General features: G+C 45.7%; 14 protein-coding genes and 1 pseudogene. 14 read left to right on the top strand and 1 reads right to left on the bottom strand.

Going from position 1 to position 15,701, the window contains the following annotated elements:
* The first annotated feature begins 393 nt into the window (after window positions 1-393).
* Window positions 394-1,089 (top strand): superoxide dismutase family protein, encoded by a 696-nt coding sequence (locus PSE7367_RS01960; protein WP_015163683.1) that lies wholly within the window; start codon window positions 394-396, stop codon window positions 1,087-1,089.
* Window positions 1,090-1,133: 44 nt separating this feature from the next.
* Here PSE7367_RS01960 and PSE7367_RS01955 read toward each other — a convergent pair whose 3' ends face one another.
* Window positions 1,134-2,162 carry a DUF2325 domain-containing protein gene (locus PSE7367_RS01955; RefSeq protein WP_015163682.1) on the bottom strand — a complete coding sequence of 343 codons (1,029 nt, stop codon included), beginning with the start codon at window positions 2,160-2,162 and terminating at the stop codon, window positions 1,134-1,136.
* A gap of 284 nt (window positions 2,163-2,446) precedes the next feature.
* On the opposite strand from PSE7367_RS01955, the gene PSE7367_RS22860 reads away from it, so the two are divergent.
* The 13 genes and pseudogenes from PSE7367_RS22860 (at window position 2,447) to PSE7367_RS01900 (ending at window position 15,645) form a co-directional block, all read left to right on the top strand.
* Window positions 2,447-2,569 (top strand): hypothetical protein, encoded by a 123-nt coding sequence (locus PSE7367_RS22860; protein ID WP_264314166.1) that lies wholly within the window; start codon window positions 2,447-2,449, stop codon window positions 2,567-2,569.
* Between the two features lie 739 nt (window positions 2,570-3,308).
* Complete coding sequence (locus PSE7367_RS01950) at window positions 3,309-4,013, top strand: DsbA family oxidoreductase (RefSeq protein WP_015163681.1); 705 nt, start codon at window positions 3,309-3,311, stop codon at window positions 4,011-4,013.
* Window positions 4,014-4,256: 243 nt separating this feature from the next.
* Window positions 4,257-4,979 carry a hypothetical protein gene (locus PSE7367_RS01945; RefSeq protein WP_015163680.1) on the top strand — a complete coding sequence of 241 codons (723 nt, stop codon included), beginning with the start codon at window positions 4,257-4,259 and terminating at the stop codon, window positions 4,977-4,979.
* Between the two features lie 422 nt (window positions 4,980-5,401).
* On the top strand, window positions 5,402-6,262 hold the full coding sequence (gene bchL, locus PSE7367_RS01940; protein WP_015163679.1) for a ferredoxin:protochlorophyllide reductase (ATP-dependent) iron-sulfur ATP-binding protein: 861 nt from the start codon (window positions 5,402-5,404) through the stop codon (window positions 6,260-6,262).
* A gap of 43 nt (window positions 6,263-6,305) precedes the next feature.
* Complete coding sequence (locus tag PSE7367_RS01935; protein ID WP_015163678.1) at window positions 6,306-7,715, top strand: ferredoxin:protochlorophyllide reductase (ATP-dependent) subunit N; 1,410 nt, start codon at window positions 6,306-6,308, stop codon at window positions 7,713-7,715.
* Between the two features lie 384 nt (window positions 7,716-8,099).
* Entirely contained in the window at window positions 8,100-9,569 is a 1,470-nt protein-coding gene (gatB, locus tag PSE7367_RS01930) for an Asp-tRNA(Asn)/Glu-tRNA(Gln) amidotransferase subunit GatB (RefSeq protein ID WP_015163677.1), read from the top strand.
* Window positions 9,570-9,592: 23 nt separating this feature from the next.
* Window positions 9,593-9,898, top strand: coding sequence for a prevent-host-death family protein (locus PSE7367_RS01925; protein WP_015163676.1), 306 nt, complete (start codon window positions 9,593-9,595; stop codon window positions 9,896-9,898).
* A 118-nt stretch (window positions 9,899-10,016) separates the two neighbouring features.
* On the top strand, window positions 10,017-10,448 hold the full coding sequence (locus PSE7367_RS21455) for a helix-turn-helix domain-containing protein (protein ID WP_015163675.1): 432 nt from the start codon (window positions 10,017-10,019) through the stop codon (window positions 10,446-10,448).
* Window positions 10,445-11,032 (top strand): IS630 family transposase, encoded by a 588-nt coding sequence (locus tag PSE7367_RS21450; RefSeq protein ID WP_015163674.1) that lies wholly within the window; start codon window positions 10,445-10,447, stop codon window positions 11,030-11,032. The genes PSE7367_RS21455 and PSE7367_RS21450 overlap by 4 nt, the downstream gene beginning before the upstream one ends.
* Before the next feature lie 146 nt (window positions 11,033-11,178).
* A pseudogene (gene secG / locus PSE7367_RS23120) lies at window positions 11,179-11,400 on the top strand (preprotein translocase subunit SecG); the annotation flags it as partial.
* A gap of 290 nt (window positions 11,401-11,690) precedes the next feature.
* Window positions 11,691-13,040 (top strand): oligosaccharide flippase family protein, encoded by a 1,350-nt coding sequence (locus PSE7367_RS01910; RefSeq protein ID WP_015163672.1) that lies wholly within the window; start codon window positions 11,691-11,693, stop codon window positions 13,038-13,040.
* A gap of 130 nt (window positions 13,041-13,170) precedes the next feature.
* A complete protein-coding gene (locus PSE7367_RS01905; protein WP_015163671.1) occupies window positions 13,171-14,502 on the top strand; it encodes a hypothetical protein in 1,332 nt (443 codons plus the stop codon).
* Between the two features lie 294 nt (window positions 14,503-14,796).
* On the top strand, window positions 14,797-15,645 hold the full coding sequence (locus PSE7367_RS01900; protein ID WP_041698773.1) for a mechanosensitive ion channel family protein: 849 nt from the start codon (window positions 14,797-14,799) through the stop codon (window positions 15,643-15,645).
* Window positions 15,646-15,701 lie beyond the last annotated feature (56 nt).

Below are 15,701 nucleotides of genomic sequence, written 5' to 3'. Positions count from 1 at the left end.
AAGAGACCTCTTTGGTAGGAATATCAGCTATTTGAATGTAGATGTAGATACTGATAATTTTATTAATTCTATCGATCTTGCTCAATAACTTGTTTGAAAGATATTAATCATTTAAAAGATATTAATCAAAGACAATCGCCAAGCGTGCAAGTAGTCTTTGCCTGTTTTGTTATGGATTTTGTTATAGATATAGTGATAATCAGCTTTAGTGGTTAAACCCTAGCTCAAATCAGCTTAAGCATTGTTAAGATAAAAGGCTTAAACCATTGCCAGGATTGACATACCGTCAATGTCAACCAATGAAATCTGGTGCTAGAATTATGAGATTTCACCTGGCATGAATTCGTAACCAGGTCAAATATCAATCAAACTTAAGCGGCCACATTCATTAACATGCAAATTTTCAACTCAATCAAGACCAAGCATTTTACGATCGCTGCTACTAGCTTATTAATTGCGATCGGTAGTAGCACAATTGCTCCCGCCCATGCTGATCAACATTCCGGGCATAAGCATGATCAAAACCAAACTGAGCATAGCCATAGTAACCACAGTGCCCATAGTGATAAAGGGGCGATGGCGATGATTAAAGATATAGAAGGGCAGCTAGTCGGTACGGCCTCTTTTCGTGATACTGAAGCAGGTTTGGAGGTGATCGTTGAGGCACAAAACCTTGCCCCTGGCGAACATGCAATCCATATTCATGAGGTTGGTAAATGTGAAGCGCCTGATTTTAAGAGTGCGGGTGGACACTTTAATCCCAGTAATCCCAGTCATAGTTCTAGCCATGCCAATCATGCTAGTGATAAACATGGGGCAATGCACCACAACTCCCATAGCAGCAATGCCCTAGATGCCCACGATCACGGGGCGGCAGGCGATCTGCCCAATTTGAATATCAGCCGCGATGGTACAGGAGTCTTAACGGCGGTATTACCAGATTTAGCTTTGGGGGATAGCTCCAATTCCATCTTGCACCCTGCTGGCACGGCAGTATTGATTCATGCTGGCGCGGCGGGTGTAACCACCATACCTGGAGTAGATGCCGACACCAGGGTTGCCTGTGGGGTTGTGTCTGCGGCTGAATAGCTTGCCGGTTCTTGAAGTTAACTTAATCTAACTCGAACGACTAACTAAGACTGATTCCAATGTCTGGCCAAGAGCTGGGCTTTTAAGCCAGATTCGATCGCTTCTAGCACCCTGGTCATGCCCGTCGTATTGAGTATTTCTGGGCTTCTGCCAATGCGGCGGCAGGCTTCGAGGGCTTTTTCTGTCAACGAGTGGCTAGCATAGCCAGTTACCACTATGACCAGATCGGCATTATTAATATGGTTTTCACTTTGTCCAGCCATTTGCAGGCCACCCTGCTCTGTACACCAGACCAAATCTACGGAAGCATCTCTGAGTCGGTTTTTAACTGCCGTTTGCAAGCGATCGTGTCCCCCAAAAACCACCACCTTGCCTTCTAGATCACCATACAAGCTAGGCCGTTTTTCAGATTTACGATGCTTGGTTGAAGGCTGCACATCGGGCGATCGCTCCACCCGCGATCGATTGGTCAGGGCTTTTTGATAGATAAAGTTAAGGGTTTGCTCATGGCTACCGCGCAGCTTGGCGACTGGCCCTTCTTCGCTATAGGCATTTATTTGATTAATTAATGCTTCGACTACTTCGTCTAGGGCACCGATCGCTTTTAGTTCATTCACTTCGCTGCGCACGGCGATCGATGCATCCGTAGCACTATAAAAGTCCTGCTGCTCATTGATCATCTCTAGTAAATCTGCTTTTAATTCATAGCGCCATTGATTGGTTTGATCTTGCAGTCGTTCTTCTAATAAGCGTTCTTCATGTAAGAGCATTTGGCGATCGGCCTCCTGGGCAGCCAGGGCTGGCGCTTCGGCTAGTTCTTTCCTTAAGTCTGCTGCTTTATCCTCTAACTTTTGGCGCACGCTACTATCTTGGATGCCCTCGCCATCAAACTCCGCCAGCATTTTTTCGATCTGAGCCAACAATGGCTGGAGCCGTTCTTCAATCTGGGCAACAATTTGTTCTATTTGCTCATTACGCTGTTCCTGGATTCGTTTCTGCTCTATTTCTACTTTCGCCATTGATAGCAGATCGGAAACCGATGCTTCTAGTTCATCCAATTCGGTGATATCCATATCAGAAAATTAACCATCATATTAAGTTGATATTTACTATTGCCAATGCTCATCTAGCTAGTTACCTGTTTAACTGGTGCCAGTCATGACCACAAATCTCTAGAGCAAGGTTATACCAGTAAATAGCTCAATTAAATAAACCAGTTCAGCCCGATCGCCTAGATAAATTTTTCTAGCGATCATGCTTGCAGATACCTAGTCTGGCCATGCTAATTCAATCTACGCCCCATCTACGATCTAAGATCTAAGCCCTGATTGGGGTAATTAAAACGATCGACTCAGTTATGGTGATCAATCTGGTGCTCTGGTGCTCTGGAGTTCTGGTGCTAGGCAACATTTTTGCGATCGGGCGATTGATCATGGCGTTGTGCCCAGGAATCAAAACCAGGCTAGGCTCAATCAGCTAACTATACTTAGATGTACAGCACTTAGATTTACAGCCAGAGTAAGAAAGCGATCGCCCTACTAAGCAAAACCCCTAAGAAACTAGATAGATAAATTTATGATTAATTATGACCAAAGCTGGCTAAGAGAGTGATTAAATCCAAAATTGTATTTGAGCTTTAGGCCTAATTGAATCTTATTGAAATTACGGAAATAGTTATGAATTAAGTTATGTGCCATTGCTGCATAATTAGATTCTCCAATGTAGTTACTACCTTATATTCTATAAAATTTAGATCCAGGCTTGAGAATAACTGTAATATTCAGCCACATATGCGCTAAATGCTGTGATCATGGTTAAGCGATCACCCAAGTTTGAGGGTTATGTTTTGGGATAAATCGATCATATTGATCTAATTAATCTAAGCGGGTTTACAGTTCAATTCAATTGATTGTAATAAGTAACATTTAGTTTAGGCTTAAATTTGACTCAACTTATCTTCAGTCTAGGTTTTAGTAAGTGTACATATGTTGTTTTTTGGTTCTAACTTTTTAGCTGTTTTACTTTGTTTCTTATTTTAAGTGTGACTGCTCTATGTGGCAGGATTTAATATATTTATTAATACACAAATTTAATCCACAAATTGGTTTGCAGCCACTATCTAAGTCAGACTGTGGGTGTCTATATTTATATCTGATTTATACCTATTTATACCTGGCTTTAAATCGCTTTAAATCAAGGAGGTCTCAACAGGGACAGTTATGGCAGTAATTCATATTGACTATTTTTCCGATCTGCTTTGTGTTTGGGCCTACGTGGCGCAGATTCGGGTGGATGAATTGAAATCTACGTTTGGCGATCAAATCTGGATTGATTATCATTTCATTCCCGTTTTTGGTGATGCCCACCGCAAGCTGGAAAAACGCTGGCACGATCGCGGTGGTCTGCCTGCCTATAATCAACATGTCAAAGAGGTGGTGAATAAGTTTAACCATGTCAATGTTCACCCGGATATCTGGCTCAAAAATCCACCCCGTTCTTCCTCTGCCTGCCACTTATACTTACAGGCGATCAAACTAGTCCAGGAACAAGGTTTAATTGAGCTAGAGCGTGGGAATGAATCCAAAAATCATGCGCTTAGTCCATTTGAGCAGGCAATATGTGCGTTTCGAGAGGCATTCTTCCTGCGACTAGAAGATGTGGCCGATCGCTCAGTGCAAGAGCAAATTGCGATCGAGTTGGGGTTACCAATCGATGCGATCGCTGCCCAAATTAATAGCGGTGCGGCCTATGCGGAGCTTTCCAAAGACTTTGACCTGATCAGGGAACACTCGGTTTCGGTTAGTCCTACGATGATTTTTAATGAAGGCAGGCAGCGATTGAATGGCAATGTAGGTTATCGCGTGATCGAGGCAAATATCCGTGAGTTGCTTGCTAATCCATCTGGTGAGCAGTCCTGGTGCTAGGTTAAATGTTAATCATTATTAGCAAGATGATAAATTTAGATTTAATCTGAATGCTGATCTGCTGCTACGGTTGGTAAGGACGATGAAGGGCTAAGGGTATCTATAGCTTGTGCCAGTTAATTAATTGGCCTTAGTTATATTTCTCTGAATTAGGACTGGCGATAGGATTAAATAGTGGGCTTCCCCAGCCAATAAAGTGATGGTGAGCCTGGATTTGATTAAATTGCAGTAAAAAAGTCGTAAATGAAAAAACTCAAAATCGCCGCGATCGCCCTGATCATAAATACCCTTGCGATCGCCAGTGCCCCAGCGCAAACCTCTTCCCCCCTCAATCGCGCCCTCTGTGCCAAGGACTGGAATACGGCAATTTCGATCGCCACCCGGCAAATCAATGCCACCACCAAGCCAACCACAAAACAACAATGGCAGGACTACCGCGATCGATTGATTGCGGTCTCGCGCGGCAGATTGACCTTTAGCGACAGTGAGTTTGCCCAGCTAGGATGCCCTCAAACCAGCCTAAATGCGCCATTGCCCACCTTTGAATTCAGGGTACAAACTCAGACCGATGGAACGGTGCGGCTGAATTCGATCGGTAGTCGGTATAACAATAATAGTTTTGCGGGACAGGTACAAAACCCCCATGACTTTAAGGTCAGAAATGCCAAAGTGCATTATCGCGTTACCACCAGAGAAGGCATATATGAGCGCACAACTAGCCTGCGACCTTCCACGATCATGCCGAAGCAAAAGGCCGCTTTTAGTCAATCATTCAGCCGCGATCGCCATGTATTGAGGGTAATGGTCACGAAAATTACTGCTGATCCGGCGATCACACCGCGCCGCGCTGCCTCGAAACGGGGCGATTGCACTTGCCCCTATGATATTGCTGCTTCTGGTGATGTTTGTGGTTATCAGTCTGACTATTTTCTGGTGCGGCAAACCAGTGATGCTTGCTACCGCTAAATTAGATGCTTACTTTTAAGAGCAAGTGCTTAAACTTTAGTAACACAATTAACAACACGTAATAAAAAACCTGAATCTAACTCATTAGTTGTGAATTTGAGCCCAGCGATCGCCTCCAAATCGCTTCAACCTTTACCAGGCAATTGCTTTGGCTCAACTTAAGCATTTATTAACTAATCAGGCTAATTTATTTTTGTTTTGTTTTTAATTAATTAATTTTAGATCACAAAATATAATCTAATTGCTAAATCAGCTTTTATTTGTTTCTATCGATTGCAATAATTTGTTTTGAGGTTTAATAGTTTTTTAAAGCTTGTTTTAATGCCCAGGTTGCGATCGGCAGGGCTTTCTATTCCCGCAAACATAGCCAATAATTCAAGCAGAACGAAATTAAGAACATTCAAGAACCCGGAGAGCAAAGCGTGAAACTAGCAGTTTATGGAAAAGGTGGCATTGGCAAATCGACCACCAGTTGTAATATTTCCGTGGCTTTGGCCATGCGCGGCAAGAAAGTATTACAGATCGGCTGCGATCCCAAGCATGACAGTACCTTTACGCTGACCGGTTATTTAATCCCCACGATCATCGACACCCTGGCCGAAAAGGACTACCACTACGAAGATGTCTGGCCAGAGGATGTGATCTACAAGGGCTATGGTGGCGTGGATTGCGTCGAAGCGGGTGGCCCCCCAGCAGGTGCTGGTTGTGGTGGCTATGTGGTTGGCGAAACCGTGAAGCTACTCAAGGAACTCAACGCCTTTGATGAATATGACGTGATTCTGTTTGATGTGTTGGGCGATGTGGTTTGCGGTGGATTTGCCGCCCCGCTCAACTATGCCGACTATTGCATGATCGTCACTGACAATGGCTTTGATGCGCTGTTTGCCGCCAATCGGATCGCGGCTTCGGTTCGTGAGAAATCCCGCACCCACCCACTGCGCTTAGCTGGCCTGATTGGCAATCGCACCTCCAAGCGCGATCTAATTGACAAATATATTGAAGCAGTACCAATGCCAGTGTTGGAAATCCTGCCCCTGATCGAAGATATTCGGGTTTCCCGCGTCAAGGGCAAAACCCTGTTTGAGATGGCCGATCATGATCCCGACTTGGCCTGGGTCTGTGATTACTACCTCAACATTGCCGATCAACTTTTGGCCTTGCCTGAGGGCGTAGTACCCAAGGATGCCGCCGATCGTGAACTGTTTAGCCTGCTGTCTGATTTCTACCTCAATCCAGCCACTGCGCCAAAACGCGAAGAAGAGCTAGATCTAATGATGGTTTAGATGGTTTAAGAGAGTAGAAAATATATAGGGAGGTTTTAAACATATGGCAACTGTAACCCCAGAACCACAGGCATTAAGTTTTGAATGCGAAACTGGCAATTATCATACCTTTTGCCCCATAAGCTGTGTGGCTTGGCTCTATCAAAAAATCGAAGATAGCTTTTTTCTGGTGATTGGCACTAAAACCTGTGGCTATTTTCTGCAGAACGCGATGGGCGTGATGATCTTTGCCGAACCACGCTATGCGATGGCAGAGCTGGAAGAGGGCGATATTTCCGCCAAGCTGAATGACTATGAAGAACTAAAACGGTTGTGTTTGCAGATCAAGCGCGATCGCAACCCCAGCGTGATTGTCTGGATCGGCACCTGCACCACCGAGATCATCAAAATGGATCTCGAAGGACTATCGCCCCGGCTCGAAGAAGAAATCGGCATCCCGATCGTAGTAGCCCGTGCCAATGGCCTCGATTATGCCTTTACCCAGGGTGAAGATACTGTTCTGGCAGCAATGGCAGCCCGTTGCCCCAACGAAGCCCCAGAGGAAGCCGAGAAGAAAGAACGCAATGCGATCGCTTCGTTGCTCAACTTTGGCAAAAAGAAAGAAGAAGTAGAAGCGGAGGAATCTGCCTATGCCGATCATCCGCCCCTGGTGATGTTTGGCTCGCTGCCCGATCCGGTGGTAACTAACCTTTCATTGGAATTGAAAAAGCAGGGCATCAAAGTATCCGGCTGGCTGCCCGCCAAGCGCTACACCGAATTACCTGTAATTAAGGAAGGTTACTATACCTGTGGTGTAAACCCATTTCTTAGTCGCACTGCCACTACCCTGATGCGGCGGCGGAAAACCAAGCTGATTGGCGCACCATTCCCGATCGGCCCTGATGGAACCCGTGCCTGGATCGAGAAAATCTGCTCCGTGATGGGGGTTGAGCCCAAGGGCTTGGCTGAACGGGAAGCCCAGATCTGGGAGAGCCTGGAAGATTATTTACAATTGGTGCGCGGTAAGAGCGTGTTCTTGATGGGTGATAACCTGCTGGAAGTTTCACTGGCCAGATTCCTGGTGCGGTGCGGCATGATTGTCAATGAGATAGGCATCCCCTACATGGATAAACGCTATCAGGCGGCGGAATTGAAGTTTTTGGAGAAGACATGTCATGAGATGGGTGCACCAGTACCCACGATCGTTGAGAAGCCTGATAATTACAATCAGATTGAGCGAATCAAAGAAATTCAGCCCGATCTAGTAATTACCGGTATGGCGCACGCTAACCCATTGGAAGCACGCGGTATTAGCACCAAGTGGTCAGTGGAGTTTACCTTCGCTCAGATTCACGGCTTTAGCAATGCCCGCGATATTCTGGAGCTGGTGACCCGACCACTACGGCGTAATAATAGCCTCAATGGTTTGGGTTGGGAAAATTTGGTGCGTGAAGGCGCTAAGCACAATATTTAGATGTCTGATGTCTGAGGTCTTCTGTCTTGAGACATTTTAAATATGCAAGGTATAACAATGTATAACACAGTGTTAGTTAACGTTATCAACGGCCTTAACTTCAAGTGAGCGATTTCTGGACTCTTGCAATAAGCGATCGCCACACCTAACCAACCAAAATTAAAGTTCTAACTTACAAGTTTCACTCTAGACAGGGGCAACCGTAACAGGTCTGCCCTTTTTATTATTTGATTATTTGTAAATTATTGGCAAATGCTATGATCGCCTAGCAGTCTGGTTAAAATCAAGATAGCGATCGCCTCTATTATCTCTGAGCGCTAAAAATTGGGATTAAATCTATCTCTCTAATTCAGAACGCAAATTCAAATCACTGAAAAAATTGCCATGACCACTACCGCCCCCGCTCGCACAAAATACGAAGCCGTAATTGGATTAGAAATCCACTGCCAACTCAACACCAACACCAAGATTTTTTGTGGTTGCTCAACCCAGTTTGGCAATCCCCCCAATACAAATATTTGCCCGATCTGCCTGGGGATGCCCGGTGTGTTGCCAGTTTTGAATGAGCGGGTGTTGGAATTTGCAATCAAAGCGGGTCTAGCCTTGAACTGCCAGATTGCCCCCCATAGCAAGTTCGATCGCAAACAGTATTTTTATCCCGACCTGCCCAAGAACTATCAAATTTCCCAATTCGACCTACCGATCGCCGAACATGGCTGGTTGGATATTAATTTAGAAGATGGCAGCACCAAGCGGATCGGCATCACCCGCCTGCACATGGAAGAAGATGCGGGTAAATTAGTCCATGCGGGCGCGGATCGACTCTCTGGCTCCAGTCACTCATTGGTGGACTATAACCGCACCGGGGTGCCTTTAGCGGAGATTGTGTCCGAACCGGATATGCGCAGTGGTGAAGAAGCGGCCGCCTATGCCCAGGAATTGCGTCGCATTTTGCGCTATTTGGAAGTATGCGATGGCAACATGCAAGAGGGCTCACTCCGCTGTGATGTGAACATTTCGGTGCGGCCAGTGGGCACAGAGAAATTTGGGGTCAAGGTCGAGATCAAAAACATGAACTCGTTCAATGCGATCCAACGGGCGATCGAATACGAGATTAACCGCCAAACTAAGGCGATCGAAGCAGGCGAAAAAATTAATCAAGAAACCCGCCTGTGGGAAGAAAACTCCCAGCGGACTATTTCAATGCGATCGAAGGAGGGCTCCAGTGATTATCGCTATTTCCCAGAACCAGACCTAGGCGCGATCGAAGTATCAGAGAAAATCCTGAGCATCTATCGCCAGGAGTTGCCGGAACTGCCCGAAGCCAAGCGCGATCGCTATATTAATGAATTGGGGCTGAGTGTTTATGATGCTAATTTGCTGGCTGATGAACATACTACGGCTGATTATTTTGAAGCGGTGTTGGCCACTGGCGCAGATGCAAAACAAGCCGCCAACTGGATCATGGGCGATATTATGGCCTATTTGAAAGACCAAAAGATTAATATCAGCGATCTTCCGCTTACGCCTAAGGTTTTGGGCGAATTGATTAATTTGATTGACAAGAAAACGATTACTGGTAAAATCGCCAAGGAAATCCTACCAGAGCTATTAGAAAAGGGTGGCTCTGTAAAGTCGCTGGTCAAAAAGAAAGGTTTAACCGTTCTGGCTGGCGATCAATTGGAGCAGATCATCGACGAGGTGGTAGCTGCTCATCCCAATGAAGTTGAACAGTTCAAAGGTGGTAAAACCAAGCTATTGGGTTTCTTTGTGGGGCAGGTGATGAAGCGTACCCAAGGGCGGGCTGATCCCAAAACCACAAATCAAATGCTTGGCAAGAAGCTGAATGCCTAGTGCAAAGCAAAGGTGAGGAGTTTATGGAAGAAGTAATGGTGCCTGGATCTGTGTCGAATTTTGCGACCGAAGCTACCCATGTGGGCAATCGGGTGGAGGTGCAGCAAATCCCGCGCAACTGGCATGAGATTGTGCTAAATGCTGCTGATGATGAGCATACAATCATCTCGGAGAATGGGGAGGATATAGCGGCGGTGATTTCGATCGAGGCTTATTACTTCTTGCAGCGGGCGATCGCTATGGTTGAGGATCAACTAGACCTGGAAGCGGCACGAGCTAATGTGAATGATTATGGCGCTGAATATGGTCAGGAGCGATCGGCTTCTTGAGTGCTGGAGCCGGCTATTTAAAGTATAAAAGTTGAACCAAGATAATTAATTTGTTTGTGACTATAGCAATTCCAGATGATTATAGAGAATAATAGAGGGTAGTATATGTTGAGAAGATATGCCCCTAGAAGAATTTATCGCCAGTAACCCAGACCCGCGCGAGATGAAACGCGCATTAGCAGTACAAATGCGTCTTAAGGAGATGAAACACCATGAAATTCAACCAATCCTAGGCGTGAGTTCAAACTATATCAGCCGCTGGGAGAGAAAGTATAGAGAGCAAGGCATAGCAGGTTTGAGGCTAGGCCATAAAGGCAGTGCGGGCTTTTTGAGTAAGGTAGAGCGTCAGGCGGTAGTTGAATGGATCGCTCAAGAAAGGCAACGTACAGTATCTGAAGTAGTTGAACATATAGCCCAGAACTATGGAGTGATATACCGTTCGGTGCAAAGCTATTACGATTTGCTCAAAAGTGCTGGCATGAGTTGGCATAAGGGGAGAAAAAAAGCCCCAGGTATGATGCATCTGTGGTGCACGAGCATAACCAAATGATTAACAATTGGCTTAAGTCTCATCAACCAGAGATTCAAAACGGACAGATACGGGTATTTGCACTAGATGAGTGCCATACTCGAGCAGGTGATATTTGTGGGTATGGCTGGGGAGACCGTCAACAGCGGCTGGAGGTCAAAGTTGATAACTACCGAGATAGCCAGACTTATTTTGGCGCCTTAGATTGTCTGAATGGAGATTTAATCTTACAGTCCTATCAAAGTGCTAATAGCTCCTCGACAATTGAATTTGTAAAGCATTTGCACGATATCAGTGCTGGTGCCAAGATATTGCTAGTGTGGGATGGCGCTAGTTATCACCGCTCCCAAGAGTTTCGTGATTTCCTGACCCAAATCAATCAAGGACAGGACTGGCAAATACATTGTCTGCGCTTTGCTCCTTATGCACCGGCAGAGAACCCGATTGAAAATATCTGGGGACAAGCCAAACAGGTGTTACGCCAGATGCATCAATTTTGTCGTTCCTTCAAGCTAACCAAGAAACTATTTGAGCTATTTTTGAGGTACAGATTATTTACATTGCCTGATTTAAGTACCTATAGCGCTTTCTCTAATATCATTTAAGATTGCTATAGCTTGTCTAACTTCCTTGGCGGTCGATGAGCTAGTTTTGTTTTGTCGATCGCCCCAACCCAAAAATTCAACCCAGAAAGTATTAATATAAATTAGAATAAAGAGCCCCCCGATCAAGAAAAAACAGAGATCAGCATATGTATACCTGGATCAAACTCATATGGGCAGCAAGTGCCGTTCTCCTGGTGCTGCTAGTATTGCTACATAGTCCCAAAGGCGATGGCCTCGGCGGCATTGGTGGTCAAGCTCAGCTATTCACCAGCACCAAAACCGCAGAAAAGACCCTCAACCAGATCACCTGGACTTTGACGGTAGTATTTTTAGGATTAACCGTAGCGCTTAGCGCCGGCTGGATCGCCCAACCGGGAGCAGATACAACTAGCTCGATACCAATTATCCAAATCCCCGGCACTACCACCGCTCCCAGCGAACTGCGGATTCCCGACGAAGTGGAGCCGATCTTGGAAATCCCCAATAGCAAGCCCAAAGCGGCTGCACCAGCGATCGCTCCCAAAGCAGCAAAATCTAAACCTAGCTAGTGCTTGGTAAGCAGATCGAGAATTTAATTTAGAGAGTTACTGGTAACGGCAAAGCAGTAAGGATATTTAGCTGTAGTGACGCAACTAGTAGTTAGTCGTGGGCGATCGCAATGCAATTTATTCAGGCCATAATTGAACAGTTGCAGACCTTGCGGCAAACCCTGACTGCCTCAATTACCAAGCCCGATGGCGATCGCAACAGTTGGCTGGCATTCTCTGGGTTTATTGATCTGGGCTTTTTTGTGCTGGCACTGAGTGCCCTGGCGCGATCGTTTTTTGATGCGGATCTGGGTCTGGTGGCGATCCTGTGGGCGACCCATGCGATCTTGCGGATATTTAGTCAGGTTTTTATTAAAAGTATTGTTACGCCTGCAATAGTTAACTGCGATGGCCAGGATCTAAATCAAGTTTGCAATGCGGCCTATCGGTTTAACTGGCTGTTGGCACTGGTTTTGTTTCTGGTGCAAGGAGCGATCGCTTTCCCCCTGGCAAATTTATATGGCAGCGATGAGTTGGCCTGGCCACTTTTGACAATGGCACTGGGATTTGCGATCTATCCACAGGGGACAATCTGCTTAGCATTGCGGCAACGCCATAACCGCGAGCAACAGCCAAAACTTAGTCCCAGTCAAATTACTAGCCTCAATCAAACCCAGGTCAGGTTAATCAATCTAGCCGAGAGTAGCCTTAACTATGGCGCGATCGCCCTGTTGCTCTACTCTGGCCTGGGGCTCTGGGCGATCGTAGTAGCTACGATTCTGGCTGCTCTGGTGGCGCAATCGCTACGCCGCAAAAGTTATTTCTGGCAACCCAATCCTAAAATCAAGCTACGCAATTGGCGATTATTGTTCAAATTCATCGAGCAACCGTTTAATCTAGCCTTGCCAGTGATCGCGGTATTGGAAATAAATCTGGCCTATTTGATCGTGGCATGGGCGATCGATCTCAATGCGTTGGGGCGCTTTTTCATCGCAATTAATGCCGGATTGATAATCACGCTGAAAATAATCAATCTGGGTACTGGTGACAACATCGCCAGACTAGCCCAGCTTAGTGTGAGTTTTCGGGGGCTGCGCCAGCTTTACATAGACAGCTACCGCCAGATCGCCCTGCTGACAATCCCATTGCTGATAATTCAATCCACGCTTGCGCCATTTTATGTGCCCTTAATATTCAGCGATACCTGGAATCCTACGATCCCAGCGATGCTAATTATGCTCTGGGCAGCTTTACCACAGCCTTTTGCGGCGGTGGGCACGCAGCTATTTACTACCACAAATCGATCGCAGTTTAATCTATACTGGCGATCGGGTTTTCTAATTATTTTGCTTGGTGTAGTAGTTTTCAGTAGCAGGTGGGATTTGCCAGGGATTGCAATCGGCATCTCGATCGCCTATGGCATCGTCCACGGTGTATTTGCGATTGTTGCAAATCGGTTGTGTCTAACCCGTTTAGCCTAAGATTTTAATAGTTCAGAGTTCAGTAAGTTATTTTACTAAAGCAAATTCTGGGGCAAGGGAATCGAGCGTTTAGCCCCTATTTGAAAATTCAATCAAAATCAATATAAATTAAGTCTAATATTTTAGTCCAATGAGTTTTAAGTTTGGCGTACTAGTGCAACGAATCAAAAAAATAGTACCCAAAGCCAGGGCGAAACTCCAGGAGCAAACTGCTGAACTTGAATCCCAACTGTCTAAGCAGGATTTAGCTGAGCTATCCAAAAAAGCCATAACTGATCTGGGTCAGCAACTGGACAAACTAGACCCACCTCAACCCTATCGTGAAGCGATTCAGACTAAACTAACCGAGGCGATCGCCAGATGGCAAGAAGATGTAAATGCCCCCAACTACCTGTATGTTTTGGCTAGACCGATCGAACCGATCGATCAAATTCTGGCCGACGCGCTGGCTAGCTGGCAAGATCATTTTTTGGATATCAAACCCCTGACATGGCAGACTCGCCCCCATCGCTATGAACAGATTTATACCAAATTAAAGGAAGAACTTGCCCCCCTTTGCCAAGAAAAAACCACATCATTAGTTTGTCTGCCGGAAGCGGATGCCGATCGCAACACTTTGATCGTATTGCCTAATCTGAGCTGGTGTTTTTTGCGCTGTATCGATGGGCTCAAGGGGATTAATTATCTCAATACTACGATCCTGGGCAATCGTGATCGCTTTTGGCTAATTGGCTGTAATAGCTGGACTTGGCATTATTTCCATCATATTTATGACTGGCATAATTGTTTTGCCCAGTTTTTGGCCTTGCCAACCCTATCTGATCTGGAATTAAAAACATGGCTTAGTCCAGTCAGCCAGGAGCTAGATTTAAAGTATGGAAATCACAATCACCAAAATAGTACATCAGACACAGCACAAGATTGGTCAGAGCAACAGCAAGATAAATGGCGATCGAAGTCTGAAAAACATTATTTTGAGAAATTAGATGACCTAGCCCTGGGCTCTAGTGCGATCACAGCAGGGTTATGGTTGCGATCGTTGCGCCTGAAACAGGAAGAACCCCAAGAAGACAAGCCAGAGGAAAATTCAGATTCTACTCCTGAGCTTTCAGAGCGATCAGATCCGCCCCAAAACAAAGATGCCCAAAGTAATAATAGTGAAGCGGCGGAAAGCATCCAGATTATGGTGGCCAAATCAGCTACTTTGCCTGAGTTACCTGACCTAGACAAAGATGATTATTATTTACTGCTTTCGCTGGGATTGCATGGCGGCATGAATTTGGCAGATCTAGCCTTGAGTCTGAACGAGTCTGATTCTAAGGTCTTAACCCAAATGGAAGCATTGTGGCAAGTTGGCCTGATTGAGCGCGATCGGGATCAATTCCAGCTCAGCCCTGCTTTTTATCCCAACCTCCGTCGTCGGCTAATTAATAATAAGATACTGTTTAGTGAGGCGGATTAAACTAACCAAAACGAGCCAATGTTTAACTTATTCACTCCCGCCAACAATTTTTTGAGTAACTTTCATAACTTGGTCAGCAGCACCACTAGTTGGGGTGGGAAGCTCTTCGCCCACTTAAATTTGCCTCATTTGGATCTGGAGCAATGGCATGATGCCTGGCTGGAAGTAAGTACCAATATAAGCGCCAATATAAGTGCCAGTATATGGCTAAACGCTAGTCCCTATCTGGGTTTTCTGTTGGCGCAGCAAGATTCCTCAAATAGTCAAAACGGCAATGTATCGGTAGGTGACACGATCGACAAAGCTGCTAATAGCAGTAACTCGGCTGATTCAGGGCAGCAGGCTTCAGAAATATTTGCCGAGATTACCTTTGGCAAGATCTTGCAAGCAATCATAATCATGGCGACCGCCTATGGCACCGTGTGGCTGATTAACCGCCTGATCAATTGGCTATCGGAGAAAGTGCCGCTGCGGTTTCGGCTCAGTGTCAAGCAATCAATCCCCTTTTGGAAAGCATTTTTATTTGGCCTGGCAGCAGCATTACTGATTAATTTATTTTTAAATCTTTCCCCCAATAATGTGTTGGCAATTACAGGGACAGCCGCAGTGGCGATCGGTTTTGCCTTCAAGGACTATGCCAGTTCATTGATTGCCGGGATCATTGCCCTGTTCGAGGGACCCTATCAGGTGGGCGATCGGGTCAAAATTGATGATTACTACGGTGAAATCGTTAGCTATGGCTTGCGTGGGATCAAAATTCAAACTCCCGACGACAATATTGTGACCATTCCCCACAATAAAATCTGGACTGAGGCGATCGCCAACTCCAACAAGGGTAGCCTGGAAGCACAGGTGATCGCCGACTTCTACTTTGCCCATGCTACTGATGTGGAGATGATCATCGATATTCTCTATCAGGTAGCCTATACCAGCAAATACACCCAACTCACCCTACCAATCCTGGTGGTGATGGACGAAAAACCCTTTGCCACCCACTTTAAGCTCAAATGCTATCCGATCGATGCCCGCGACGAGTTTATCTATAAAACCGATCTGCTCAAACGCGCCAAACAAGCATTTATCCGCCATGATATTAACTATCCGATCGTCTTAACTCAACCTCAACCCAACCAGTCGGGGTAGTGATTATCTGAAGCGGCATAGAAGAAAAGACCGTCACAAATTCTGGAAACCCAGAC

The sequence above is a fragment of the Pseudanabaena sp. PCC 7367 genome (assembly GCF_000317065.1).
Taxonomy (GTDB): Bacteria; Cyanobacteriota; Cyanobacteriia; order Pseudanabaenales; family Pseudanabaenaceae; genus Thalassoporum; species Thalassoporum mexicanum.
This window is presented reverse-complemented; position numbering and strand designations above follow the sequence as displayed.

Coding starts and splice junctions, on each gene's coding strand:
- PSE7367_RS01955 (WP_015163682.1), bottom strand. CDS start 2,162: ATGGATATCACCGAATTGGATGAACTAGAAGCATCGGTTTCCGATCTG.
- PSE7367_RS01945 (WP_015163680.1), top strand. CDS start 4,257: ATGAAAAAACTCAAAATCGCCGCGATCGCCCTGATCATAAATACCCTT.
- PSE7367_RS21455 (WP_015163675.1), top strand. CDS start 10,017: ATGCCCCTAGAAGAATTTATCGCCAGTAACCCAGACCCGCGCGAGATG.
- PSE7367_RS22860 (WP_264314166.1), top strand. CDS start 2,447: ATGGTGATCAATCTGGTGCTCTGGTGCTCTGGAGTTCTGGTGCTAGGC.
- PSE7367_RS01950 (WP_015163681.1), top strand. CDS start 3,309: ATGGCAGTAATTCATATTGACTATTTTTCCGATCTGCTTTGTGTTTGG.
- PSE7367_RS01910 (WP_015163672.1), top strand. CDS start 11,691: ATGCAATTTATTCAGGCCATAATTGAACAGTTGCAGACCTTGCGGCAA.
- PSE7367_RS01960 (WP_015163683.1), top strand. CDS start 394: ATGCAAATTTTCAACTCAATCAAGACCAAGCATTTTACGATCGCTGCT.
- gatB (WP_015163677.1), top strand. CDS start 8,100: ATGACCACTACCGCCCCCGCTCGCACAAAATACGAAGCCGTAATTGGA.
- PSE7367_RS01935 (WP_015163678.1), top strand. CDS start 6,306: ATGGCAACTGTAACCCCAGAACCACAGGCATTAAGTTTTGAATGCGAA.
- PSE7367_RS01905 (WP_015163671.1), top strand. CDS start 13,171: ATGAGTTTTAAGTTTGGCGTACTAGTGCAACGAATCAAAAAAATAGTA.
- PSE7367_RS21450 (WP_015163674.1), top strand. CDS start 10,445: ATGATTAACAATTGGCTTAAGTCTCATCAACCAGAGATTCAAAACGGA.
- PSE7367_RS01925 (WP_015163676.1), top strand. CDS start 9,593: ATGGAAGAAGTAATGGTGCCTGGATCTGTGTCGAATTTTGCGACCGAA.